At 60.1% G+C, this 23284-nt stretch carries 23 protein-coding genes; 11 read left to right on the forward strand and 12 right to left on the reverse strand.

Annotated features, from left to right (window positions below; translation table 11 throughout):
* Positions 1–104: 104 nt before the first annotated feature.
* From fur to ybfF, 4 genes are all read right to left on the reverse strand, one after another.
* A complete protein-coding gene (gene fur / locus NKJ21_RS22010) occupies positions 105–557 on the reverse strand; it encodes a ferric iron uptake transcriptional regulator (protein ID WP_002894761.1) in 453 nt (150 codons plus the stop codon).
* Between the two features lie 291 nt (positions 558–848).
* Positions 849–1379: a flavodoxin FldA gene (fldA, locus tag NKJ21_RS22015; RefSeq protein ID WP_002894765.1), complete on the reverse strand. Its 531-nt coding sequence runs from the start codon at positions 1377–1379 to the stop codon at positions 849–851.
* A gap of 151 nt (positions 1380–1530) precedes the next feature.
* Positions 1531–1824, reverse strand: a complete 294-nt coding sequence (gene ybfE / locus NKJ21_RS22020; RefSeq protein WP_012542441.1) for a LexA regulated protein — start codon at positions 1822–1824, stop codon at positions 1531–1533.
* A 133-nt stretch (positions 1825–1957) separates the two neighbouring features.
* Positions 1958–2731, reverse strand: a complete 774-nt coding sequence (ybfF, locus tag NKJ21_RS22025) for an esterase (protein ID WP_012542440.1) — start codon at positions 2729–2731, stop codon at positions 1958–1960.
* A 183-nt stretch (positions 2732–2914) separates the two neighbouring features.
* Here ybfF and seqA point away from each other — a divergent pair, with 183 nt between their 5' ends.
* Genes seqA through NKJ21_RS22040 form a run of 3 tightly spaced genes read left to right on the forward strand, consistent with a single transcriptional unit; the run spans position 2915 to position 5627 of the window.
* Positions 2915–3463, forward strand: a complete 549-nt coding sequence (gene seqA, locus NKJ21_RS22030; RefSeq protein WP_012542439.1) for a replication initiation negative regulator SeqA — start codon at positions 2915–2917, stop codon at positions 3461–3463.
* 32 nt (positions 3464–3495) lie between these two features.
* Complete coding sequence (gene pgm / locus NKJ21_RS22035) at positions 3496–5136, forward strand: phosphoglucomutase (alpha-D-glucose-1,6-bisphosphate-dependent) (RefSeq protein WP_160326254.1); 1641 nt, start codon at positions 3496–3498, stop codon at positions 5134–5136.
* A gap of 53 nt (positions 5137–5189) precedes the next feature.
* The gene (locus NKJ21_RS22040; protein WP_032739324.1) at positions 5190–5627 is read left to right on the forward strand and encodes a hypothetical protein; all 438 of its coding nucleotides are present in this window, start codon (positions 5190–5192) and stop codon (positions 5625–5627) included.
* On the opposite strand, the gene kdpE is transcribed toward NKJ21_RS22040, so the two are convergent.
* From kdpE to kdpF, 6 genes are read right to left on the reverse strand one after another with little or no spacing between them, the layout of a single operon-like run.
* The gene (kdpE, locus tag NKJ21_RS22045) at positions 5609–6286 is read right to left on the reverse strand and encodes a two-component system response regulator KdpE (RefSeq protein WP_032739330.1); all 678 of its coding nucleotides are present in this window, start codon (positions 6284–6286) and stop codon (positions 5609–5611) included. The two genes, NKJ21_RS22040 and kdpE, sit on opposite strands and share 19 nt — an antisense overlap.
* Entirely contained in the window at positions 6283–8970 is a 2688-nt protein-coding gene (kdpD, locus tag NKJ21_RS22050; protein WP_012542437.1) for a two-component system sensor histidine kinase KdpD, read from the reverse strand. The genes kdpE and kdpD overlap by 4 nt, the downstream gene beginning before the upstream one ends.
* Positions 8971–9546 (reverse strand): potassium-transporting ATPase subunit KdpC, encoded by a 576-nt coding sequence (gene kdpC, locus NKJ21_RS22055; protein WP_012542436.1) that lies wholly within the window; start codon positions 9544–9546, stop codon positions 8971–8973. It lies immediately after the preceding gene.
* A gap of 10 nt (positions 9547–9556) precedes the next feature.
* Entirely contained in the window at positions 9557–11605 is a 2049-nt protein-coding gene (gene kdpB, locus NKJ21_RS22060) for a potassium-transporting ATPase subunit KdpB (protein ID WP_008805672.1), read from the reverse strand.
* A 20-nt stretch (positions 11606–11625) separates the two neighbouring features.
* Entirely contained in the window at positions 11626–13305 is a 1680-nt protein-coding gene (kdpA, locus tag NKJ21_RS22065) for a potassium-transporting ATPase subunit KdpA (RefSeq protein WP_008805673.1), read from the reverse strand.
* Positions 13305–13394: a K(+)-transporting ATPase subunit F gene (gene kdpF / locus NKJ21_RS27790; protein WP_020323459.1), complete on the reverse strand. Its 90-nt coding sequence runs from the start codon at positions 13392–13394 to the stop codon at positions 13305–13307. The genes kdpA and kdpF overlap by 1 nt, the downstream gene beginning before the upstream one ends.
* A gap of 307 nt (positions 13395–13701) precedes the next feature.
* Between kdpF and NKJ21_RS22075 the strand changes: the two genes are divergently transcribed.
* Positions 13702–13911 carry a DUF2517 family protein gene (locus NKJ21_RS22075; RefSeq protein WP_004142243.1) on the forward strand — a complete coding sequence of 70 codons (210 nt, stop codon included), beginning with the start codon at positions 13702–13704 and terminating at the stop codon, positions 13909–13911.
* 184 nt (positions 13912–14095) lie between these two features.
* Entirely contained in the window at positions 14096–15538 is a 1443-nt protein-coding gene (gene phrB / locus NKJ21_RS22080) for a deoxyribodipyrimidine photo-lyase (RefSeq protein ID WP_016160504.1), read from the forward strand.
* Here the strand turns inward: phrB and NKJ21_RS22085 are convergent.
* Positions 15510–16988, reverse strand: coding sequence for an MFS transporter (locus tag NKJ21_RS22085; RefSeq protein WP_012542433.1), 1479 nt, complete (start codon positions 16986–16988; stop codon positions 15510–15512). The genes phrB and NKJ21_RS22085 overlap by 29 nt on opposite strands.
* Before the next feature lie 268 nt (positions 16989–17256).
* Between NKJ21_RS22085 and NKJ21_RS22090 the strand changes: the two genes are divergently transcribed.
* Genes NKJ21_RS22090 through nei form a run of 6 tightly spaced genes read left to right on the forward strand, consistent with a single transcriptional unit; the run spans position 17257 to position 21820 of the window.
* Positions 17257–18000 carry a type 2 GTP cyclohydrolase I gene (locus NKJ21_RS22090; protein ID WP_008805677.1) on the forward strand — a complete coding sequence of 248 codons (744 nt, stop codon included), beginning with the start codon at positions 17257–17259 and terminating at the stop codon, positions 17998–18000.
* Between the two features lie 14 nt (positions 18001–18014).
* Positions 18015–18671, forward strand: coding sequence for a 5-oxoprolinase subunit PxpB (gene pxpB, locus NKJ21_RS22095; protein ID WP_039102971.1), 657 nt, complete (start codon positions 18015–18017; stop codon positions 18669–18671).
* Positions 18665–19597, forward strand: coding sequence for a 5-oxoprolinase subunit PxpC (pxpC, locus tag NKJ21_RS22100; RefSeq protein WP_008805679.1), 933 nt, complete (start codon positions 18665–18667; stop codon positions 19595–19597). The genes pxpB and pxpC overlap by 7 nt, the downstream gene beginning before the upstream one ends.
* A complete protein-coding gene (gene pxpA, locus NKJ21_RS22105) occupies positions 19587–20339 on the forward strand; it encodes a 5-oxoprolinase subunit PxpA (RefSeq protein WP_012542430.1) in 753 nt (250 codons plus the stop codon). Before pxpC ends, pxpA begins: the two co-directional genes overlap by 11 nt.
* Positions 20340–20368: 29 nt before the next feature.
* On the forward strand, positions 20369–21013 hold the full coding sequence (gene pcp / locus NKJ21_RS22110; RefSeq protein WP_012542429.1) for a pyroglutamyl-peptidase I: 645 nt from the start codon (positions 20369–20371) through the stop codon (positions 21011–21013).
* A 15-nt stretch (positions 21014–21028) separates the two neighbouring features.
* Positions 21029–21820 (forward strand): endonuclease VIII, encoded by a 792-nt coding sequence (nei, locus tag NKJ21_RS22115; RefSeq protein ID WP_077139085.1) that lies wholly within the window; start codon positions 21029–21031, stop codon positions 21818–21820.
* 66 nt (positions 21821–21886) lie between these two features.
* On the opposite strand, the gene gltA is transcribed toward nei, so the two are convergent.
* Positions 21887–23170, reverse strand: a complete 1284-nt coding sequence (gltA, locus tag NKJ21_RS22120; RefSeq protein ID WP_008805683.1) for a citrate synthase — start codon at positions 23168–23170, stop codon at positions 21887–21889.
* Between the last annotated feature and the right edge of the window lie 114 nt (positions 23171–23284).

The raw sequence follows: 23284 nt of genomic DNA on the forward strand, positions 1-23284 counted from the left end.
GACGCGGGAAGGTCACCTGTGGGACGAGAGCGGTAAGGGCAGCAGAGGCGCCCATAAAAAAGCCAACCGGCAGGTTGGCTTTTCAGTCTCAGCGAAGCGGGGAATTATTTTTCCACCGCGTCGTGGGCGTGTTCGTCCTCGCGGCAATCACCTTCCGCACAATGACCGTACAGATACAGACTGTGGTTGGTCAGGCGGATGCCGTGGCGGGAGGCAATTTCACGCTGGCGTAATTCGATCGAGTCATCGCTGAATTCGATCACTTTGCCGCAGTCGAGGCAAATCAGGTGATCGTGGTGATGCTGCTGGGTCAGTTCGAAAACGGATTTACCGCCTTCAAAATTATGACGAGTCACGATACCGGCATCATCAAACTGGTTGAGTACGCGGTAAACGGTCGCCAGACCGATCTCTTCGCCCATGTCGATCAGGCGTTTATATAAGTCTTCCGCACTGACATGATGGTTATCCGGTTCCTGCAGCACTTCAAGGATTTTCAGTCGAGGAAGTGTGACTTTCAGGCCAGCCTTCTTTAATGCGGTATTGTTGTCAGTCATGCGGAATCTGTCCTGTTGCTAAACGATCTACTTCCTTCAACGGAAGTCATACAGAAATTAACCCGACGTAATGCGTCTCATTATAGAACTGCCACTGGTAAATGAAAACTGCAAGCATCAGGCCTGGTTTGCTGTCAAAAACGAGGCACCAGCTACAAACTGCGTCACGTGCCTCGTAGAATCAGAGGACATTGTACAGATATGTGATTAAAAGTTAAAAACTTGTAGCTATTAGTTTGATTGCTTTTGTCTATTAATGCGACGCAACTCAATGATTGCGCCGCTTAATCATCAGGCGTTTTTGATTTCTTCGAGGTGCAGCTCTTCGGCAACCTGCTTCACCCATTTCTCAACGCGCTCGTTGGTCAGCTCCGGCTGGCGGTCTTCATCAATGGCGAGGCCGACGAAGTGGTCGTCATCCGCCAGGCCTTTGGAGGCCTCAAAATGATACCCGGCTGTCGGCCAGTGACCGACGATGGTCGCGCCGCGCGGCTCAATGATGTCGCGGATGGTGCCCAGCGCGTCACAGAAGTATTCTGCGTAGTCTTCCTGGTCGCCACAGCCGAACAGCGCCACCAGTTTACCATTGAAGTCGATCTCTTCCAGCGTCGGGAAGAAGTCGTCCCAGTCACACTGCGCTTCGCCGTAGTACCAGGTCGGGATACCGAGCAGCAGAATGTCGTGGGCTTCCAGGTCTTCTTTGCTGCTTTTGGCAATGTCGTGAACATCAGCAACATCTTTACCAAGCTGCTTTTGAATCATTTTTGCAATATTTTCGGTGTTGCCGGTGTCGCTGCCAAAAAAGATGCCGATGATTGCCATGAGTAAAATAACCTCTTGAAACTTAAATGATGTGGTAGGGACGCGATGCCCATAGATAACGGCAATCATAGCAGAACAGGCAAGGGCGCGGAAACAGCAATCACGCCCGACTGCACACTCTGCTACACGAATGCGGATTTTTCGCGGAAAGTTAGACTTTTCCCTGGCTGTGCAGGGCGCGCAATTGGGTCATCAGCATCTCTTCAATGAGATCGCTGCGGCTCATATTACGCGCTTCCGCCAGTTCATTGAGCGCATCGACCGCGTCGGCGTTGAGTTTTAACTCGACGCGCTTCAGCCCGCGAACCTTATCGCGTTTCAGCTGGTTACGTTTGTTGATGCGCAGTTGTTCATCGCGCGACAGCGGATTGGTTTTCGGTCTTCCCGGGCGACGCTCGTTTGCGAACAAATCTAATGTCGTACGGTCCGTTTGTTCTTTTGCCATGATTCTGAGTGACTTCGGGGAAACAAGCTGCCGGGCTCTAGCCGGCGCAGATAGCGCGCCATCATACATCAGGCGAACGGCTGCGCCAACGACCGCGGGCATTCTGCGGCGCGGTCGGGCATATTTTAGCCAATCAGGCGGCGATGCTCGTCAGATAGCGGCGGATGGCGCGTAACACCGCCTCGGGTTTCTCGGCATGCACCCAGTGTCCGGCGCCGGCGATGACGTGCGCCCGGGCCTGCGGGAACTGCGCCAGCAGCGCGTCGCGGTAGGCGTCGGTCACATAGGGCGAGTTGCCGCCGGGAATAAACTGCGTCGGGTGCGGCCAGGCCGGAATGGTTTCCCAGCCGACGATATGCGGGTACTGGTCCCACAGCACCGGCACGTTAAAGCGCCATTCGCCGTCGACAAAAGATTTCAGCAGGAACTGAATCACGCCCTCTTCCCGCAGATGCTCACGCATCACCTGCGCCGCCTGCTGGCGACTGCTGGCGGAGGATTCGCTGACGGCGCGGATAGCGGCGAAGATCTCATCATGGCGGCGCACATGATAATCCACCGGCGCGATATCGATCGCCACCAGCCCGCTGATGCGTTCCGGCGCCAGGGCGGTCAACGCCATCACCGCTTTCCCGCCCATCGAATGGCCGATAAAGGTGGCGCGCTCGATCTGGTGCGCGTCAAGCGTATCAAGCAGATCCTGCGCCATGGCGGGGTAGGTCATCTCTGGCGATCGCGGCGACAAACCGTGGTTGCGCATATCGACCTGCACAATATCGTGGTCGGCGATCAGGTCGCGGGCGAGGATGCCCAGGTTGTCCAGGCTGCCAAACAGACCGTGGACCAGCACGATCGGGGAGTGGTTGTGCGGATTCTGTGCAGATTGCGCTCGGCTATTTAATTTCATGGCAAAGTTCTTTTTTTCGCTCCGTCGGGTTAGGGTATTATGTTGGACATTCTGCCATCCGGCTGCAAGACCCAGAAGTTTTCTGAGTTTTACCGCCATCCTGGTTTGACGCTATCCGCGGTTGGGATTTGTACTTATAATCCCAACGATTTGTATTCAGAAAAGATATCGCACTGGATTAAGATGAAAACAATTGAAGTTGATGATGAACTCTATCGCTATATTGCCAGCCACACTCTGCATATCGGCGAGAGCGCATCCGACATTTTACGGCGCATGCTGAAATTTTCCGCCGTTTCCCAACCGGCTACACCGGTCAGCAAAGCCGCGCCGGCACTGGCGCCAGCGCCTGCCGTGGAGGTGAAACCCGCTAACCCGGCGAAAGATAAAGTCCGCGCCATGCGCGAGCTGTTGTTATCTGATGAATACGCCGAGCAGAAGCGTGCGGTGAACCGTTTCATGCTGGTGTTGACGACCCTCTATTCTCTGGACAATAAAGCATTTGCCGAGGCGACTGAGTCTCTGCATGGCCGCACGCGCGTCTACTTTGCAGAAGATGCGCGTACGCTGCTGAAAAGCGGTAATCAGACCAAACCAAAACAGGTTCCTGGTACACCGTGGTGGGTTATCACTAATACCAATACCGGCCGTAAATGCAGCATGATTGAGCACATCATGCAGTCGATGCAGTTCCCTGCGGAGCTGATTGAAAAGGTTTGCGGCACGATCTAGCTTTTTAACATTTGCACCAGAAGGATCAGGCAATGGCAATCGATAAACGTGCGGGGCAGCCTGCGCAACAGAGTGATTTGATTAACGTCGCCCAACTGACTGCTCAGTACTACGTGCTGAAGCCTGAAGTCGGTAATGCGGAGCATGCGGTAAAATTCGGCACCTCTGGCCATCGCGGTAGCGCGGCGCGCCACAACTTCAACGAACCGCATATCCTGGCCATCGCCCAGGCCATTGCGGAAGATCGTGCGAAGAACGGGATCACCGGTCCGTGCTATGTCGGCAAAGATACCCACGCTCTCTCCGAGCCGGCGTTTATTTCGGTGCTGGAAGTGTTAACCGCCAACGGCGTTGACGTGATCGTGCAGGAAAACAACGGCTTCACTCCGACGCCGGCAGTCTCCAACGCGATTCTGGTGCATAACAAAAAAGGCGGTCCGCTGGCGGACGGCATTGTGATCACCCCGTCACACAACCCGCCGGAAGATGGTGGTATCAAGTACAATCCGCCAAACGGCGGCCCGGCTGATACCAACGTCACCAAAGTGGTGGAGAACCGCGCCAACGAACTGCTGGCCGCGGGCCTGCAGGGCGTGAAACGCATTTCTCTGGACGCGGCGCTGGCTTCTGGTCACGTTAAAGAACAGGATCTGGTGCAGCCGTTCATTGAAGGGCTGGCGGACATCGTCGACATGGCGGCGATCCAGAAAGCGGGCCTGACGCTGGGCGTCGATCCGCTGGGCGGGTCCGGTATCGAATACTGGAAACGCATTGGCGAACACTACAAGCTCAATCTGACCATTGTGAACGATCAGGTTGACCAGACCTTCCGCTTTATGCACCTCGATAAAGACGGCGCCATCCGTATGGACTGCTCCTCAGAGTGTGCGATGGCGGGCCTGCTGGCGCTGCGCGATAAGTTCGATCTGGCGTTTGCTAACGATCCGGATTACGACCGCCACGGGATTGTCACCCCAGCCGGGTTGATGAACCCGAACCATTACCTGGCGGTAGCGATCAACTACCTGTTCCAGCATCGTCCGCAGTGGGGCAAAGAGGTGGCGGTGGGTAAAACGCTGGTCTCCTCCGCGATGATTGACCGCGTGGTGAACGATCTGAGCCGCAAGCTGGTGGAAGTGCCGGTGGGCTTTAAATGGTTTGTCGACGGCCTGTTCGACGGCAGCTTCGGCTTCGGCGGCGAAGAGAGCGCCGGGGCCTCCTTCCTGCGCTTTGACGGCACGCCATGGTCCACCGATAAAGACGGCATCATCATGTGCCTGCTGGCGGCGGAAATCACCGCGGTGACCGGGAAAAACCCGCAGGAGCATTACAACGAACTGGCGGAACGCTTTGGTGCGCCGAGCTACAACCGCCTGCAGGCTTCCGCGACCTCCGCGCAAAAAGCGGCGCTGTCCAAGCTCTCTCCGGAAATGGTCAGCGCCGACACCCTGGCGGGCGATCCGATCACTGCTCGTCTGACCGCGGCGCCGGGCAACGGGGCGGCGATTGGCGGCCTGAAGGTGATGACCGACAACGGCTGGTTCGCGGCGCGTCCGTCAGGCACCGAAGACGCCTACAAGATCTACTGCGAAAGCTTCCTCGGCGAAGAACATCGCAAGCTGATTGAAAAAGAAGCGGTAGAGATTGTCAGTGAAGTGCTGAAGAACGCGTAACCGCAGCAAACATCAGGCCCCTTGCGGGCCTGATTTTTTTCGCAAGGATAGCGATGAAAATACAACGGAAGACCCTGTTTTTATTCTGGGCGTGGATGGATCTCTTTTTCGTCCTGCAATTCTTATGGTGGAATATTGCCCACCGCCGCCTCCCTTTTTACGACGATCTGCTGGCTTATCTCCAGCTGCTGCATACTTACGGCTCTGGGGCGGTCTGGCTGTATCCGCTGAATGTTCTGCTGATTATCAGCATCCCGCTATCGATGATCCTCTTTTTCCGTCAGAGCCGCTATGCGCTGTGGCTGGCCTGGGGGCAGGCGCCGCTCAGACTGGTGTTTATGCAGCCTTCGCTGTCGCTGGGTCTGTGGCTGATTCAGGCTGCCGGCGTCAGGCATGTAGCGATCCTGGCCGGTTTTCTGCTGCTCTCTGAAGGGCTGAAAATCGCCAGCCTCTGGTACTGCAGAGGCGGGATTCAGGGCATAAAGCGATAGCCAATGCCTGTTTCAGTCAGCAAATGCTGCGGCCGTGCCGGATCGGCCTCCAGCTTTTGTCGCAAATGACCCATATAGATCCGCAGATAGTGGCTGTGCTCCACGGCGTTAGGCCCCCACACCTGATTCAGCAACTGGCGCTGGGTAAGCACTTTGCCGGGATTATTCAACAGCGCCGCCAGCAGACGAAACTCGATGGGCGTCAGGTGGATCTCTTCGCTGCCGCGCAGGATGCGGCGGGCGGGGATATTGACCTCCAGGTCGGCGAAGCGCACCACTGGCTCATCGTCCTGCGCCGCGCCGTGGCGACGCAGCGCAACGCGCAGGCGGGCCTGCAATTCGCCGATGCCAAAGGGTTTACTTAAGTAGTCATCGGCGCCGGCATCCAGGGCGGCAATTTTGTCATGCTCTTCGCTACGCGCTGACAGGACGATAATCGGCATCTGGCTCCACTGACGCAGGTCGCGAATAAAATCAATGCCGTCACCATCCGGCAGGCCCAGATCGAGGATCGCGAGGTCGGGCTTACGGGTAGCGGCTTCAATCAGCCCACGCTGCAGGGTTTCCGCTTCAAATACGCGCATGCCGTCGGCTTCCAGCGCGGTGCGCAGAAAGCGTCGGATAGCGTGTTCGTCTTCGATAATCAGAACGTTAATCACAATTCCTCAGGTAGCTCTTCCAGTTCAGGGGGCGTTTCTCCCGGCAGTGTAACACGGAATGAGGCACCGCCCTCGGGCCGGTTGCTGGCGGAGATGGTCCCGCCGTGAACGTCGACGATGGCCTGACAGATGGCAAGGCCCAGCCCGACGCCAGGGATCGCCGACTCTTTGTTGCCGCGGGCGAATTTATCAAAGATAGCCTGTTCCTGGCCTGCCGGGATCCCCGGACCGTTATCCCATACCTCCAGCGACAGCTGCCGGGCGTCCGCCTCGGCGCGGATGCCGATGTTCGCCCGGGCGCCGGCATACTTATGGGCATTTTCCAGCAGGTTGATCAGCACCCGCTCGAACAGCGGCCCGTCGACATGCACCAGCTGGAGGGGATCGGGGAGATCCAACTGAATGTGCTGGCCGCCGAGGCTCGGTTCGAGCATGCGCAGCGCGCTGCCGACCACTTCCTCCAGCGTCAGCCACTCCTTATGCAGATTAAAGCCGCCGGACTGGATCCGCGCCATATCCAGCAGGTTGTTCACCAGACGGGTGGTGTTGAGCACATGCTGGCGAATTTCATTGGCCTGCGGAGCATGCTTTGAACCTTCGCTGGCCAGATCGAGGGTCAGAATTTCCGCCTGGCCAAACAGCACGGTCAGCGGAGTACGCAGATCGTGCGACAGGGCGGCGAGCAGCGAGTTACGCAGGCTTTCCCGCTCGCTGGTCAGCCGGGCCTGCTCTTCGCTGGCGGTCAGGGTGAGGCGCTCCAGGGCGCTGGCCACCAGCAGGGTAAAGGTCTCCAGCAACCGCTGCTGCTCCGGGATCATCAGCTGGCGCAGATTCTCCGGCTCCACCACTAAGAGCCCCCAGGTGCGGGCGGCGCTCTTCAGCGGTAAAATTTGGTACGGCACGCCGGGCAGGGTATCGGTGCCGGCGCCGGCAGGCTGCCCCTTATCAAAGCTCCAGCGGGCGATGGCGTCATCCCATGGGGTCAGCCCTGGCTGGTGGGTTAAGGGCAGCAGTTTTCCCTGGGCGTCCGGCAGCAGCAACTGGCTGCGGGCCTGAAAGGTGGAGGCGATGAAGCGCTCGCTGGTGGTGGCGATATCCTGCTGGCTACGACCCACCGCCAGTGCTTTAGACATCTCATACAGGTGGCGGGTACGGCGTTCACGGTAGCGCGCCACCCGCGCCTGGTAGCGTACGCCAGCGGTGAGGTTACCGATAAGCAGGCCCACAGTGAGCATCACGCCGAAGGTGAGCAGATACTGGACATCTGACACCGCCAGCGTCCCGCGCGGGGCGACAAAAAACAGATCGAAGCTGATAACGTTGATCACCGTCGCCAGCACCGACGGCCAGCGGCCATAGACCAGGGCGATGATCACCACCCCCAGCAGATAGAGCATCACCAGGTTGGCGGCTTCGAAGGCCATCAACCACTGCATGGCCACCAGGGTAATGATGGCGCATAGCGCCACCGCCACCGCGCAGCCCTGCAGCTGCAGGCGCCACTTTTCCAGCGCCGTACGGCTGTCGTTGGCCCGGGCAGGGAGAGGGGACGGTTTTTCATCGAGGGCGATCACCACCAGATCGAGGTCCGGCGCATGGCGAGCCAGACGGTCGGCGAAGCCGCTGCGATCCCACCAGCGGCGTTTGCGCTGGCGGCCGATGACGATTTTGCCGAGGTTATGCTCGCGGGCGTAATGGAGAACCGCTTTCTCTTCCGACGGGTCGGAGAGGGTGGCGGTTTCGGCCCCCAGCTCCTGGGCCAGACGCAGCGCGGCGAGAATAGCCCGCCGCCGGGCTTCCGGCAGGCGGTGCAGGGAAGGGGTCTCGACATACACTGCATGCCAGACGCTGCCCAGGCGGGCGGCGAGCCGGGCGGCGGCGCGCACCAGCTTTTCGCTGCCGGTGTTGTGCCCGATACAGAGCAGGATCGCATCGCGGGTGTGCCAGACTTTCTCCTGGCCCTGGCGGTCGCGCCAGGCGCGCATCTGTTCATCGACGCGGTCGGCGGTGCGGCGCAGAGCCAGCTCGCGCAGCGCAATCAGATTGCCCTTGCGGAAAAAGTTTTCGATGGCGCGCTCGGCCTGGCCGCCGATATAGACTTTGCCCTCATTGAGCCGCTGGCGCAGATCGTCAGGGGGGAGGTCCACCAGCACCACGTCGTCCGCGGCGTCAAAGAAGGGGTCGGGAACGGTCTCCCGCACCTGCACGCCGGTGATCCCGCTGACGACGTCGTTCAGGCTTTCCAGATGCTGGACGTTGACGGTGGTAAAGACATCAATTCCGGCCTCCAGCAGTTCATCCACATCCTGCCAGCGCTTCGGATGGCGGGAGCCGGGCGCATTGCTGTGCGCCAGCTCATCCACCAGAATCAGCGCCGGACGGCGGGCGAGGGCGGCGTCGAGATCGAACTCATACACGTACCGCCCGCGATGAGCGAGCCGCCGCGGCGGCAGGGTGCTCAGGCCCTCCAGCATCGCAGCGGTCTCTTTTCGGCCGTGGGTCTCCGCCACGCCAATCAGAATATCCAGCCCCTGGGCGCGCAGCCGCTGCGCTTCCGCCAGCATCGCCCAGGTTTTCCCCACCCCGGCGCAGGCGCCGAAGAACACTTTCAGTTTGCCGCGATGCGGGGCGGCGGTGTGCTGCAGCAGGCGGTCAGGGTCCGGGCGCAGCGGCTCGTCACTCATTTACTTATCCTTCAGGGCATCCAGCGCCATATTGAGTTGCAGTATATTGACCACCGGCTGACCAAGGAAGCTCAGCAGCGGGGTTTGTGTGGCCTGGTTCACCAGCTGGCTTACCTGCTCAACGCTCAGCTGGCGCGCTTTAGCCACCCGGGGGACCTGCCACAGCGCGGCGGCCGGGGTCAGGTTGTTATCGAGACCGCTCGCCGAGGTGGTGACCAGCTCGACCGGTACCCGCGGGTCGGCGTCCGGGTTCGCGGCGCGCAGGGCCTGTACGCGCTCGCTCACCGCTTTATCCAGCGCCGGGTTGCTGGCGGCAAGGTTGCTGCCGCCTGACGCCATGGGATTATCCGCCGTCTCAGCGGTGGCCGACGGGCGGCCCTGGAAATAGCCTGCGGCAGTATAGTTCTGGCCAATCAGTCCGGAGCCGCGCACCTCACCGTTCAGGCGGATCAGCGAGCCGTTGGCCTGTGAGTTAAACCACCATTGTCCCAGGCTGGTGGTCAGCAGAGGATAGACGCCGCCGGTGAGCAGCGTTAACAGAATAAATAGCACAAGTGCTGGACGAATCAATGACATAGTTTTTTCCTCACACCAGACCGCTCAGGGTCAGCAGCAGGTCGATGGCTTTAATACCGATAAAGGGCACCAGCAGACCGCCGAGGCCGTAGATCCACAGGTTGCGGCGCAGCATCGCCGAGGCGGAGAGTGGGCGATAGCTCACGCCTTTCAGGGCCAGCGGGATCAGGAAGACGATGATCAGCGCGTTAAAGATAACGGCGCTGAGGATCGCTGACGACGGTGAATGCAGGCCCATCACGTTCAGCATGGCCAGCTGGGGATAGACCGCGGCAAATGCCGCCGGAATAATGGCGAAATATTTCGCCACGTCGTTGGCAATACTGAAGGTAGTCAGCGAGCCGCGCGTCATTAACATCTGTTTGCCGATATGGACCACCTCAATCAGCTTGGTGGGGTTGGAATCCAGGTCGACCATGTTGCCTGCTTCCTTCGCCGCCTGGGTGCCGGAGTTCATGGCCACCGCCACGTCGGCCTGAGCCAGCGCGGGCGCATCGTTGGTGCCGTCGCCGGTCATCGCCACCAGCCGACCTTCCGACTGATACTGGCGGATCAACGCCAGCTTGGCTTCCGGCGTCGCTTCGGCGAGGAAATCATCGACCCCGGCCTCGGCGGCGATCGCCGCGGCGGTCAGGCGGTTATCGCCGGTGATCATCACCGTTTTAATGCCCATTTTGCGCAGCTGGGCGAAACGTTCTTTGATACCGCCTTTAACGATATCTTTGAGCGAAATAATCCCCAGCACCTTTTCCCCTTCGGCGACCACCAGCGGCGTGGCCCCCTGGCGGGCGACCTCTTCCACCTGCTTATCGACATCGGCAGGGAAGTGGCCGCCGTTGGCCTCCACGTGGCGGCGAATGGCGTCCACCGACCCTTTGCGGATCATGCGTTGATCGATATTGATGCCGCTCATCCGCGTTTGCGCGGTAAAGGGGACAAAGGTGGCGTGCAGCGACTGCAGATCGCGTTCGCGCAGGTTAAAGCGCTGTTTCGCCAGCACCACGATGCTGCGCCCCTCAGGGGTTTCATCCGCCAGCGAGGAGAGCTGGGCGGCGTCGGCTAGGGTTCGCTCTTCCACGCCGCGCGCCGGCAGGAAGGCGGAAGCCTGACGGTTGCCGAGGGTAATGGTCCCGGTTTTATCCAGCAGCAGGACATCGACGTCGCCAGCGGCCTCCACCGCGCGGCCACTGGTGGCGATGACGTTGGCGCCGAGCATACGACTCATCCCGGCGACGCCGATGGCCGACAGCAGCCCGCCGATGGTGGTCGGGATCAGGCACACCAGCAGGGCGACCAGCACGGTAACGCTGACCGCATTGCCGCTCCACGCCGAGAAGGGCCAGATGGTGGCGGTGGCCAGCAGGAACACCAGCGTCAGGGCGATCAGCAGGATCGTCAGGGCGATCTCGTTCGGCGTTTTACGGCGCTGGGCGCCTTCCACCATGGCGATCATCCGGTCGAGGAAGGTTTCTCCCGGGTTCACGCTGCAGCGGATCACCAGCCAGTCGGAGAGAATGCGTGTCCCGCCGGTCACCGAGGCAAAATCGCCACCGGATTCACGGATCACCGGGGCAGACTCGCCGGTAATGGCGCTTTCGTCGACCGAGGCGCCGCCTTCGATGACTTCGCCATCGCAGGGGATAATATCCCCGGCTTCCACCAGCACCACGTCGCCTTTGCGCAGGTCTTCCGCTGGCACGTGGTCGACCGTCGCGTCATGCTGCGGGGCGCGCAGTTTGCGGGCGAAGGCCGTTTTTTTCACCCCTTTCAGGCTGTTGGCCTGGGCTTTGCTGCGGCCTTCCGCCATCGCTTCGGCAAAGTTAGCGAACAGCACGGTAAACCACAGCCAGATGCTGACGGCGGCGGTAAATGTGGCGCTACCGGTCAGGGCGCCGCCAGCCATGGCGATCGCCAGCAGGGTGGTTAACAGACTGCCCACCCAGACGATAAACATCACCGGATTGCGCCATTGCACCATCGGGCTGAGTTTTTTCACGGCATCCAGCAGCGCCTGGCGCACCAGCGTCGGCTCCAGCAGGGCTAATTGTTTGCGACTCATAACAGGGTGCTCCGCATCGCTCAAAGTAAGGAAAAGTGTTCAGCCAGCGGGCCAAGCGCCAGCGCAGGAATAAAGGTCAGGGCGCCCACCAGCAGCACGGTGCCGATCAGTAAACCGATAAACAGGGCGTCGTGGGTGGCCAGGGTGCCGGGGCTGGCCGGTTGAATTTTCTTCGCCACCAGCGAGCCGGCGATGGCCATCACCGGAATGATGACGGCGAAGCGGCCGACCAGCATGCAGAACGCCAGCAGCAGGTTCCAGAACGGCGTCGCCGCACCCAGGCCAGCGAAGGCGCTGCCGTTGTTATTGGCCGCCGAGGTGACGGCGTACAGCACTTCGCTAAAGCCGTGCGGTCCAGGGTTGAACATCCCGGCGCGGCCGGCGTCGGTCATCATCGCCAGCGCCGTGCCAAGCAGCACCAGCGTCGGGGTGACCAGAATGGCGAGGGCGATCATTTTCATTTCCCGGACATCGATTTTCTTCCCGAGATACTCCGGAGTGCGGCCGACCATCAGCCCGGCGATAAATACCGCCAGCATAACGAACAGCAGCATGCCGTACAGGCCCGAACCGACGCCGCCGAACACCACTTCGCCAATCTGCATCAGCCACATCGGCACCATGCCGCCCAGCGCGGTGAAGGAGTCATGCATGGCATTGACCGCGCCGCAGGAGGCGGCAGTGGTGATCACCGCGAACAGACTGCTGGCGAGAATACCGAAGCGACTCTCTTTACCTTCCATATTCAGGCTACTGTCAGCGCCCAGCGTCAGCAGGTGGGGGTTGCCGCGAGTTTCCGCCCACATCACCACGGCGACGCAGAGGATAAAGATCAGCGTCATTGCCCACAGGATGGCGCGCCCCTGGCGGCGATCGCTCACTACCTCGCCGAAGGCGAAGCACAGTGCTGCCGGGATCAGGAAGATTGCCAGCATCTGCACGAGATTGGTCAGCGCGGTCGGGTTTTCAAACGGGTGAGCGGAGTTGGCGTTAAAGAAACCGCCGCCGTTGGTGCCCAGCAGCTTAATCGCTTCCTGCGAGGCGACAGGCCCCATCGGCAACAGCTGGTGCGCCCCTTCGAGGGTGGTAAAGGGCTGGTAGGCCAGCAGATTCTGCGGCACACCCTGCTGAATAAAGAACAGGGCCACCAGCAGGGAGAGCGGCAGCAGCAGCCACAGGGTAATGCGCGTCAGGTCGACCCAGGCATTGCCAAGGGCGGACATTTTCTGCCGGGCGAAGGCGCGGGTCAGGGCGAATACCACGGCGATCCCGGTGGCGGCAGAGAGGAAATTCTGCACCGTCAGGCCGACCATCTGGCTGAGATAGCTCATGGTGCTTTCGCCGGCGTAAGCCTGCCAGTTGGTATTACTGACAAAGCTGACCGCCGTGTTGAGCGCCAGATCCCATGACAATCCCGGCAGATGCTGCGGGTTAAACGGCAACACGCCCTGGAGCATCAGCAGGGCAAACAGGGCCAGGCCGCCGAGGGCGTTAAACAGCAGGATCGCCAGCAAATACTGCAGCCAGCCCATCTCCTCGGCGCGGATCCCGGCCACGCGCCACAGGACGCGCTCGACGCCGGCCAGGCCGGGAAGCGGGATATCGTTCACCATCCTCGCCAGACACGTCCCCAGCGGGCGCGCCAGCACCAGCAACACCAGCAGGTAGCTGGCTAATAATAAAAATCCCTGGGCAGCCATCAGAATGCCTCCGCGTGTATCAAGGCATAAACCAGATAAGCCAGTAACAGGAACACCAGCCCAACGCCAGTGAGTACGCCTGCAGTCACAATCCACCTCCGGGTGTCTTTTTTGATTTACCGGGAGAATAGAAATTACGGCGCAAAGATTTCGCAAAAATCGGCGGGCGCGGTGTAAAAAAAGTATAAAAATTACAAAGGCACAATTTAACTGATGGTTAGTATTGATTTAACTTTTTTGTAACTAATTTACGTGGTGAATGTAAATTAAGTATAAATACGTGCTTTTTAGTGGTCGGATGAGTAGTAAAATTACAACCAGAGCGGTATTATTTTGCTCAGACAAACATGATTAATTTTACCGGCGCTGCTTGCCGGCCTGACAAAGGGGAGAGAAATGATGGCGTTGTACAAAGCTTATCCTGCTCATATTATTTTACTGCGTCGTGCTTTCGCCGTCGTGGCTGGCGTCGCGGCGCTGCCGGTGATGCTGTTCTGGAAAGATCGCGCCCGCTATTACAGCTGGCTGCACCGGGTGTGGTCGAAAACCAGCGAGCAGCCGGTGTGGATGGCGCAGGCGGAAAAAGCCGCTCACGATTTCTATTAATCCGTCCTGCTGCGACGAAGACAAGAAAACCGCCGGTTGCCCCCGGCGGTTTTTTTTCGTCGCTTGTCTACATTCGTTTTCATGCACCGCAGTGGAATTGGCAGGTGCTTATTTTGCCGGAGCGCGCTATTTTTTCCGGCTTATATCATGAGATGAGTTTTGCTGACGGATATCGAGGAGTTATATGGCCACCCATCTGGTCTGGTTACGCACGGATTTACGCATTCACGATAACCTGGCGCTGGCCGCCGCCTGCCGGGATCCGCAGGCGCAGGTGCTGGCGCTGTATATCGCCACCCCGGGGCAGTGGCGTGAGCATCACCTGGCGCCGCGGCAGGCCGCGTTTATCGTCAGCCATTTGCACAGTCTGCACACCGCGCTGGCGGAACGGGGCATACCGCTGTGGGTCGAAGAGGCGGATGATTTTACCGCCAGCGTCGAACGGCTGGTCCATTTCTGCCAGCAGCACCAGGTCAGTCACCTGTTCTACAACTATCAGTACGAATTCAATGAACGTCAGCGCGATGCCGCCGTTGAGAACACCTTGCGCGATGTCATTTGCCAGGGCTTTGACGACAGCGTCCTGTTGCCGCCCGGCAGCGTCATGACCGGCAGCGGCGAAATGTATAAAGTTTTCACGCCGTTTAAGAATGCGTTTATTCGCCGTCTGCGGGACGGGCTCCCGGCGTGCGTGGCGGCGCCGAAGCCGCGCCAGGCGCCTGCCCGCCAGGCGCCGCCGCTGCCTGAGCTCAACTACCCGCAAACGCCGTTCGATGGGCTGCTGTTTGCCGCGGATGAAAAAACGGCGCTGGCGCGGCTGCGCGCGTTTTGTCAGCAACCGGCGGCGGAGTATGAGGGGCAGCGTGACTTCCCCGCCGTGGAAGGGACCAGTCGCCTGTCGCCCTGCCTGGCCACCGGGGTGTTGTCACCGCGCCAGTGCCTGCATCGTCTGCTGACGGAACACCCCGCCGCGCTGGACGGTGGGGCAGGTGCCACCTGGCTTAATGAGCTGATCTGGCGCGAGTTTTACCGCCATCTGATGGTCTACTATCCGAAACTCTGTAAAGGACGCCCGTTTATCGCATGGACTGATAAGGTCGCCTGGCGTGAAGATGACGCCGCCCTGCAGGCCTGGCAGCGCGGGGAGACCGGCTTTCCGATAGTCGATGCCGCGATGCGCCAGCTTAACGCCACCGGCTGGATGCATAACCGGTTGCGCATGATTGTCGCCAGCTTCCTGACGAAAGATCTGCGCCTCGACTGGCGGGCAGGGGAGCGCTACTTCATGAGTCAACTGATTGATGGCGACCTGGCGGCGAACAACGGCGGCTGGCAGTGGGCGGCCTCGACAGGCACCGACGCCGCGCCCTATTTCCGCATATTTAACCCCACCACCCAGGGCGAGAAGTTTGATAAGCAGGGGGTGTTTATGCGTCGCTGGCTGCCTGAGCTGGCAAAGGTGCCGGAGAAGGCGCTGCATCAGCCGTGGGCGTGGGCGGATAAACAGGGGATCAAACTGGATTATCCGCGCCCGATAGTCGATCACAAACAGGCGCGGCAGGAGACGCTGGCGGCCTGGGAGGCCGCCAGAAAAGGAATTACTCCACCGCCAGACGGCGGGTCCTGACCTTCAGCGAGTGATACAGCCAGATGACCAGCACCACGCCGACACAGGCCAGCGCGCCCCAGGTGATCTGGCTGAAGACCTTGATGTAGGCGTCAATGGAGTAGTTCACTGCCCCGGCGGCGTCGAAGGACGCCTGCGAGGTCTGGTCGGCGATGACGCCGGCCAGATAGTTGGCGATGGCCCCGGAGAGCAGCATATAGATACCGGTCAGCACCCCGGTGACCCCCGGGATCTCAATGCGGGTGATTTGCGACATGGCGACCGGGTCGATAAACAGTTCGGCAAAACCCATCACCGCCAGCCCCAGCACCATCAGCGGCATGGACGACTGGCCATAGGCCGCGGACCAGCGGGCGCTGAGGGTCAGGATGCAGAACCCGGCGCTCATCAGGCCCAGACCGAGGGCAAATTTCCCCCAGATGCGCACGGTGCGATTGCCACCGACGCTCTCTTTCACCAGCCACGCCAGCACCATCCCGCAGAGCATCACCGCGAAGGCGTTGACCGACTGGAACATGGCGGTAGGGACTTCGTAGCTCATGATATGGCGATTAACGAAGCGGTCAATATACAGGCTGATGGAGCTCCCGCCCTGCTGGGCGAAGGCCCAGAACAGCAGGCTAAACGCGGTGAGGACGACGATCAGGCGCAGATCCTTACGCTGTTTATCGGTTTCAGCGCGCAGGTAGATCCGCGCCAGCACCGCCAGGCCGATAACGGTGGCCACGATCAGGGCATACACCGACCACTCCTGCCAGAACAGCACGGCGATCAGCAGCGGGGCGGTAACCAGCAGCACCAGCAGCCAGCCCCAGTTCGGTAGCAGGAAGCGGCGCGCGCACAGCGCCTGGCGGTTGACGCCGGCAGTATGCTGGAAGTGACGGTTGCCGCAGAGAAAAATCACCAGTCCCGCCACCATGCCGATGGCCGCCAGGGCAAAGCCCATCGCCCAGCTATACTCCTCCTGTACGTAGCCGCAGGCGATCGGCGCGATAATCGAGCCGATATTGCCCGCGGCATACATCAGCGAGAAGCCGCCGTCGCGACGCGGATCGGCAGGTTCGTAGAGTTCGCCCAGCAGACAGCTGACGTTGGATTTAAACAACCCGTAGCCGCAGACGATGATCGCCAGCGACAGGTAGAGGAAGACTGGGGCGGTTTCGCTGGCTCCGAGCACCAGATGGCCAATGGCCATCAGCAGCGCGCCGAGCATGACCGCCATCCGGTTGCCTAACAGCTTATCGGCCAGATAGCCGCCGAGGATCGGCGTGACATAGACCAGCGAACAGTAGGCGCTGAACAGGGCATAGGCGTGGTTATCGTCATATTTGAGCTGATTGGTGAGATAGAGGATCAGCAGGGCGCGCATGCCGTAGAAGCTAAAATATTCCCAGATTTGCAGCGCCACGACGTAGTAAATCGCCCGCGGTTGCGATGATGTTGTCTTCATGAGAAGTGTGGTTTCCTGGCGTAAAGCGAAAGTCGATCGTTCTGCATGAATAGCGCTTTATTAGTCATATTCATGGCTTGAGGGGCTTTCTGTTTATTTAATATGCTTTATTAATGCATAAATATACACGAATGCGCGATGGGGTGGGTAGACAAAATGCGGGATTAACAAAAAAGTCATGGTCGGTGCCGGTTGTGGACTATCGACGGCCCGAATGGATCTGGTTATGTTATGCCTTTGTATACCCTGATTATCTGCTGGAGTGGCGATGAAAAATAGCGAACTGGAACAACTGATAAACGACAAGCTCAATAGTGCGGCCATCAGTGATTTCGCCCCTAACGGTCTGCAGGTGGAAGGACGTGATACGGTGCAAACGATCGTCACCGGGGTGACGGCCAGCCAGGCGCTGCTGGATGAAGCCGTTCGGCTGCAGGCGGATGCGGTGATCGTCCATCATGGCTATTTCTGGAAAAACGAGTCGCCAGTGATCCGCGGCATGAAGCGCCGCCGCCTGAAGACTCTGCTGGCCAACGATATCAATCTCTACGGCTGGCACCTGCCGCTGGATGCCCACCCGGAGCTGGGCAACAACGCGCAACTGGCGCATCTGCTGGGGATTAACGTGCTGGGTGAAATCGAACCGCTGGTGCCTTGGGGCGAACTGTCGATGCCGGTTTCCGGCCTCGAACTGGCCTCGTGGATCGAAGCGCGGCTGGGGCGCAAGCCGTTATGGTGCGGCGATACCGGGCCGGACACCGTCAGCCGCGTCGCCTGGTGTACCGGCGGCGGCCAGAGCTTTATCGACGCCGCGGCGCGCTTTGGGGTGGATGCGTTTATTACCGGCGAGGTGTCGGAACAAACTATTCACTCTGCCCGCGAACAGGGGCTGCATTTTTATGCCGCCGGCCACCACGCCACCGAGCGGGGCGGCATTCGCGCCCTCAGTGAATGGCTGACGGAAACGACCGACCTGGATGTCACCTTTATTGATATTCCTAACCCTGCCTGACGGGAGAGAGAAAAGTGCAGCGAGCGCGTTGTTATCTGTTAGGAGAAACGGCCGTCGTGCTGGAGCTGGAGCCGCCGGTCACGCTCGAGAGCCAGCAACGGATCTGGGGATTGGCCCAGCGTCTGTCTCACCATGAAGAGGTGGTTGACGCCATTCCCGGCATGAACAATATCACCGTGGTGCTCCGCCGCCCGCAGGAGATGGCGTGGGAGGCGATAGACCGTCTGCAGCGCTGGTGGGAGGAGAGTCTTGCGCTGGAGCCGGAGTCGAGGTCATTAACCATCCCGGTCGTGTACGGCGGCGAGGCCGGGCCGGATCTCGGGGTGGTGGCGCAACACAGCGGCCTGAGTGAAAAACAGGTTGTGGAGCTGCATGCCTCGGTGGAATACCTGGTCTGGTTTATTGGTTTTCAGCCGGGATTCCCCTACCTGGGCGGGCTGCCGCCGGCGCTGGCGACCCCGCGTCGCGCCGAACCGCGCGTGCAGGTCCCGGCCGGATCGGTGGGCATTGGCGGCGCGCAAACCGGCATCTATCCGCTGGCGACGCCCGGCGGCTGGCAGCTGCTGGGGCGGACCGCGTTGACGCTGTTTGACCCGGCGCGTAAGGAGCCTGCGCTGTTGCGCGTGGGCGATAAAATTCGCTTTGTGCCGCAAAAGGAGGGGGTATGTTAACCCTGATCCGCGCCGGTCTGTACACCTCGGTACAGGACGGTGGACGAGAAGGCCTGCGCCAGTCTGGCATCAGCCGCTGCGGCGCTCTGGATTATCCCTCGCTGGTGATTGCCAATCTGCTGGTTGGCAACGAGGCGAACGCCGCCGGGCTGGAGATTACCCTCGGTCAGGTGGAGATCGAATTTGCCCGCAGCGGCTGGTTCGCGCTGACCGGCGCCGCCTGCGAAGCGACGCTGGACGGCAAAGCGGTCTGGGTGGGCTGGCGCACCGCCTACCGGGCCGGGCAACGGTTGGTGCTGAAAACGCCGCAGCATGGCATCCGCAGCTATCTGGCGGTGGCGGGCGGGGTCGCGGTCCCGGTGGTGCTTGGCTCGCGCAGCACGGATCTTAAGGCGGGGATTGGCGGTCTGGAAGGACGCCGCCTGCAGGATGGCGACCAGCTGAAGCTCGGGAAAGCCGCTCGGCGCTTTACCACCTCGCGCGGTGTCAAGCAGCTGCCGCTGGGCAACCGCATTCGCGCGCTGCCGGGCCCGGAGTATCATGAGTTTGATGCGGCCTCGCAGGCGTCGTTCTGGCGCTCCCCCTGGCAGCTCAGTCCGCAGAGCAATCGCATGGGCTACCGCCTGCAGGGGCAGCCGTTGAAACGGACCACCGATCGCGAGATGCTGTCGCACGGTCTGCTGCCGGGCGTAGTGCAGGTGCCGCATAACGGCCAGCCCATCGTCCTGATGAACGATGCGCAAACCACCGGCGGCTATCCGCGCATCGCCTGCATTATTGAGGCTGATATGTACCAGCTGGCGCAGATCCCGCTGGGGCAGCCGATCCACTTTGTCGCCTGCTCGCTGGAGGAGGCCTTAAAAGCACGGGCCGATCGTCAGCGTTATCTTGAACAACTGGCCTGGAGACTCCACGATGATGATTGATCTCAATGCCGATCTCGGGGAAGGGGGCGCGAACGATAGCGCGCTGCTCCAGTTGGTCTCGTCGGCGAATATCGCCTGCGGCTTTCATGCCGGCGACGCCGGACTGATGGTGCAGAGCGTACGCGAGGCGCTGAAGTACGGCGTGGCGGTGGGCGCCCATCCGGGATACCCCGACCGGGAAAATTTTGGCCGTACGGCGATGGATCTGCCGCCGGAAACGGTCTATGCCCAGATGCTGTATCAGATTGGCGCCCTGGCGGCGATCGTTCAGGCGCAGGGCGGCGAGCTACAGCATGTGAAGCCGCACGGCATGCTCTATAACCAGGCGGCCAAGTCGCCGCCGCTGGCGGACGCGATCGCCCGCGCGATCCGTGATGTTAACCCGAAGCTGGTGCTGGTGGGGCTGGCGGGCAGCGAACTGATCCGCGCCGGGCAGCACTATGGTCTGACGACGCGCCAGGAGGTGTTTGCCGACCGCGGCTACCTGGCCGACGGTAGCCTGGTGCCGCGCAGCCAGCCCGGCGCGCTGATCGACAGCGAAGAGCAGGCTCTGGCGCAAACCCTCGAGATGGTGCAGCACCACCGGGTGCGCAGCATCAGCGGCGAGTGGGCGAACGTGGTGGCGCAGACGGTGTGTCTGCACGGCGATGGCCCGCACGCGCTGGATTTTGCCCGCCGTCTGCGGGCGGCCTTTGCCGGGCGCCATATTCTGGTCAGCGCGCAACTGGACGCTGAAGCGTGACAACCTGAATGACCGCGAAGGAGAGGATGATGGCGGGAGTATTGCTCACCGGTTTTGAACCCTTTGATGGCGAAACGGTTAACCCTTCATGGGAAGTGGTGAAGCAGCTGGACGGGACGATGATTGCCGGGCAGCCGGTGATCGCCCGCCAGCTCCCCTGTGTGTTTGGCGAGGCGCTGTCGGTGCTTTACGCGGCGATCGAAGACCTGCAGCCGAGGCTGGTCATTGCCGTTGGGCAGGCTGGTGGTCGCGTCGATATCAGCGTTGAACGTGTGGCTATCAACGTCGATGATGCGCGCATTCCCGATAACAAAGGCCAGCAGCCTGTCGACACGCCGATCGTCGACGGGGGGCCGGCGGCGTGGTTCAGTACCTTACCGATCAAAGCGATCGTCAGCGCGTTGCGCGATCGCGGGATCCCGGCTTCGGTCTCCCAAACCGCCGGCACCTTCGTCTGCAATCACGTGATGTATGGTTTGCTACATAAGCTGCAGGAGCAGGCTGGCGTCAGGGGCGGCTTTATCCATATTCCATGGCTACCGGCGCAGGCGGCGGCCCATCCCGGCGAGCCGAGTATGGCGACCGCCACCGTGCGGGAAGCGCTGGAAACGGCCATTGCCGTGGCGTTGCGCCAGTCGGTGGATAGTAAACTGGGCGGCGGCGCCACCCATTAACAGAAGGATGACAGTATGCCGGAAGGTCCGGAGATCCGCCGCGCGGCGGATAAACTGGAGGCGGCAATCAAAGGCGAACCCTTAACCGATGTCTGGTTCGCCTTTCCGCAGTTGCAACCCTATCAAAGCCAGTTGATTGGCCAGCGGGTGACCCATATCGCCACCCACGGCAAGGCCCTGTTAACACACTTCTCCGGCGGGCTGACCCTGTACAGCCATAATCAGCTGTACGGTGTCTGGCGCGTGGTCGATGCCGGGGAACAGCCCGCCTCTAACCGGGTGCTGCGCGTCAGGCTGCAGACCGCCCGCAAGGCGATTCTGCTTTACAGCGCCTCGGACATCGAGATGCTCACGGAGGAGCAGGTTGCCCATCACCCGTTTTTACTGCGCGTGGGGCCAGATGTGCTGGATATGACGTTAACCGTGGAGGAGGTGAAAGCGCGGCTGCTGTCGGCCAAATTCCGCCATCGTCAGTTTTCCGGCCTGCTGCTGGATCAGGCTTTTCTGGCCGGGCTCGGTAACTATCTGCGGGTGGAGATCCTCTGGCAGGTGGGATTAAGCGGAAAGCGTAAAGCCGCTGAACTGAGCGATAGTCAGCTGGATGCGCTGGCGCACGCGCTGCTGGCTATTCCGCGGTTGTCGTATCACACCCGCGGCCAGGCCGATGACAACAAGCATCACGGCGCGCTGTTTCGCTTTAAGGTCTTCCATCGCGACGGGGAAAGGTGCGAGCGCTGTGGGGGTGTGATTGAGAAGACGACACTCTCCTCGCGGCCGTTTTACTGGTGTCCCGGATGTCAGCATTAAGCCCGGCAGTCAGGCAGATAAAAAAACGCGCCAGGTGGCGCGTTTTTTTTCATCCGGACGGCAAGATTAGCGCTTAATGTCGGACTGGTAATCGCGTTTGGTGTAGCCAGTGTACAGCTGACGCGGACGGGCGATCTTCATGCCATCGCTGTGCATTTCGTTCCAGTGCGCAATCCAGCCCACGGTACGCGCCATGGCGAAGATAACGGTAAACATGGAGGACGGAATACCCATCGCTTTCAGGATGATACCGGAGTAGAAGTCGACGTTCGGGTAGAGTTTCTTCTCGATGAAGTACGGGTCGTTCAGCGCGATATGCTCCAGCTCCATGGCTACCTGCAGCAGATCGTCTTTGGTGCCCAGCTCTTTCAGCACTTCATGGCAGGTTTCACGCATCACGGTGGCGCGCGGGTCGTAGTTTTTGTAAACACGATGGCCGAAGCCCATCAGGCGGAAAGAGTCATTCTTGTCTTTCGCACGACGAACAAATTCCGGAATGTGCTCAACGGAGCTGATCTCTTCCAGCATCTTCAGCGCCGCTTCGTTGGCGCCGCCGTGCGCCGGTCCCCACAGGGAGGCGATGCCAGCAGCGATACAGGCGAACGGGTTAGCGCCGGAGGAGCCGGCGGTACGTACCGTCGAGGTCGACGCGTTCTGCTCGTGATCGGCGTGCAGGATCAGAATACGATCCATCGCGCGTTCAAGCACCGGATTGACTTCATACTCTTCGCACGGTGTCGCGAACATCATGCGCAGGAAGTTGCCGGCGTAGGAGAGGTCGTTGCGCGGATAAACAAACGGCTGGCCGATAGAATACTTGTAACACATGGCTGCCATGGTTGGCATTTTGGACAGCAGACGGTAGGCAGCAATCTCGCGGTGACGTGGGTTATTCACGTCGAGGGAGTCATGATAGAACGCCGCCAGGGCGCCGGTGATCCCGCACATCACGGCCATCGGGTGGGAATCGCGACGGAATGCATGGAACAGACGCGTGATCTGCTCATGAATCATGGTGTGGCGGGTGACGGTGGTTTTGAATTCGTCATATTCGGCCTGAGTCGGTTTTTCACCGTACAGCAGAATATAACATACTTCGAGATAGTTAGATTCGGTCGCTAACTGGTCGATCGGGAAGCCGCGGTGCAGCAGGATCCCCTCGTCACCATCGATAAACGTAATTTTAGATTCACAAGAAGCGGTGGATGTGAAACCTGGGTCAAAAGTAAATACGCCTTTTGAACCAAGACTACGAATATCAATAACATCCTGACCGAGCGTGCCTTTTAGCACATCCAGTTCAATAGCAGTGTCACCACCCAGGGTGATTTTTGCTTTAGCATCAGACATTTATGGTCTCCTTAGCGCCTTTATTGCTTAAGACTGCCGGGTGGTGGATTTGCTTTCGGCCCGCGCCTGCATACGTTACCAGTTTGTTATGTTGCACACAGCTCTGCGTCAGCG

The sequence above is a fragment of the Klebsiella sp. SWET4 genome, assembly GCF_024296565.1.
In the GTDB taxonomy this organism is placed as follows: domain Bacteria; phylum Pseudomonadota; class Gammaproteobacteria; order Enterobacterales; family Enterobacteriaceae; genus Klebsiella; species Klebsiella variicola.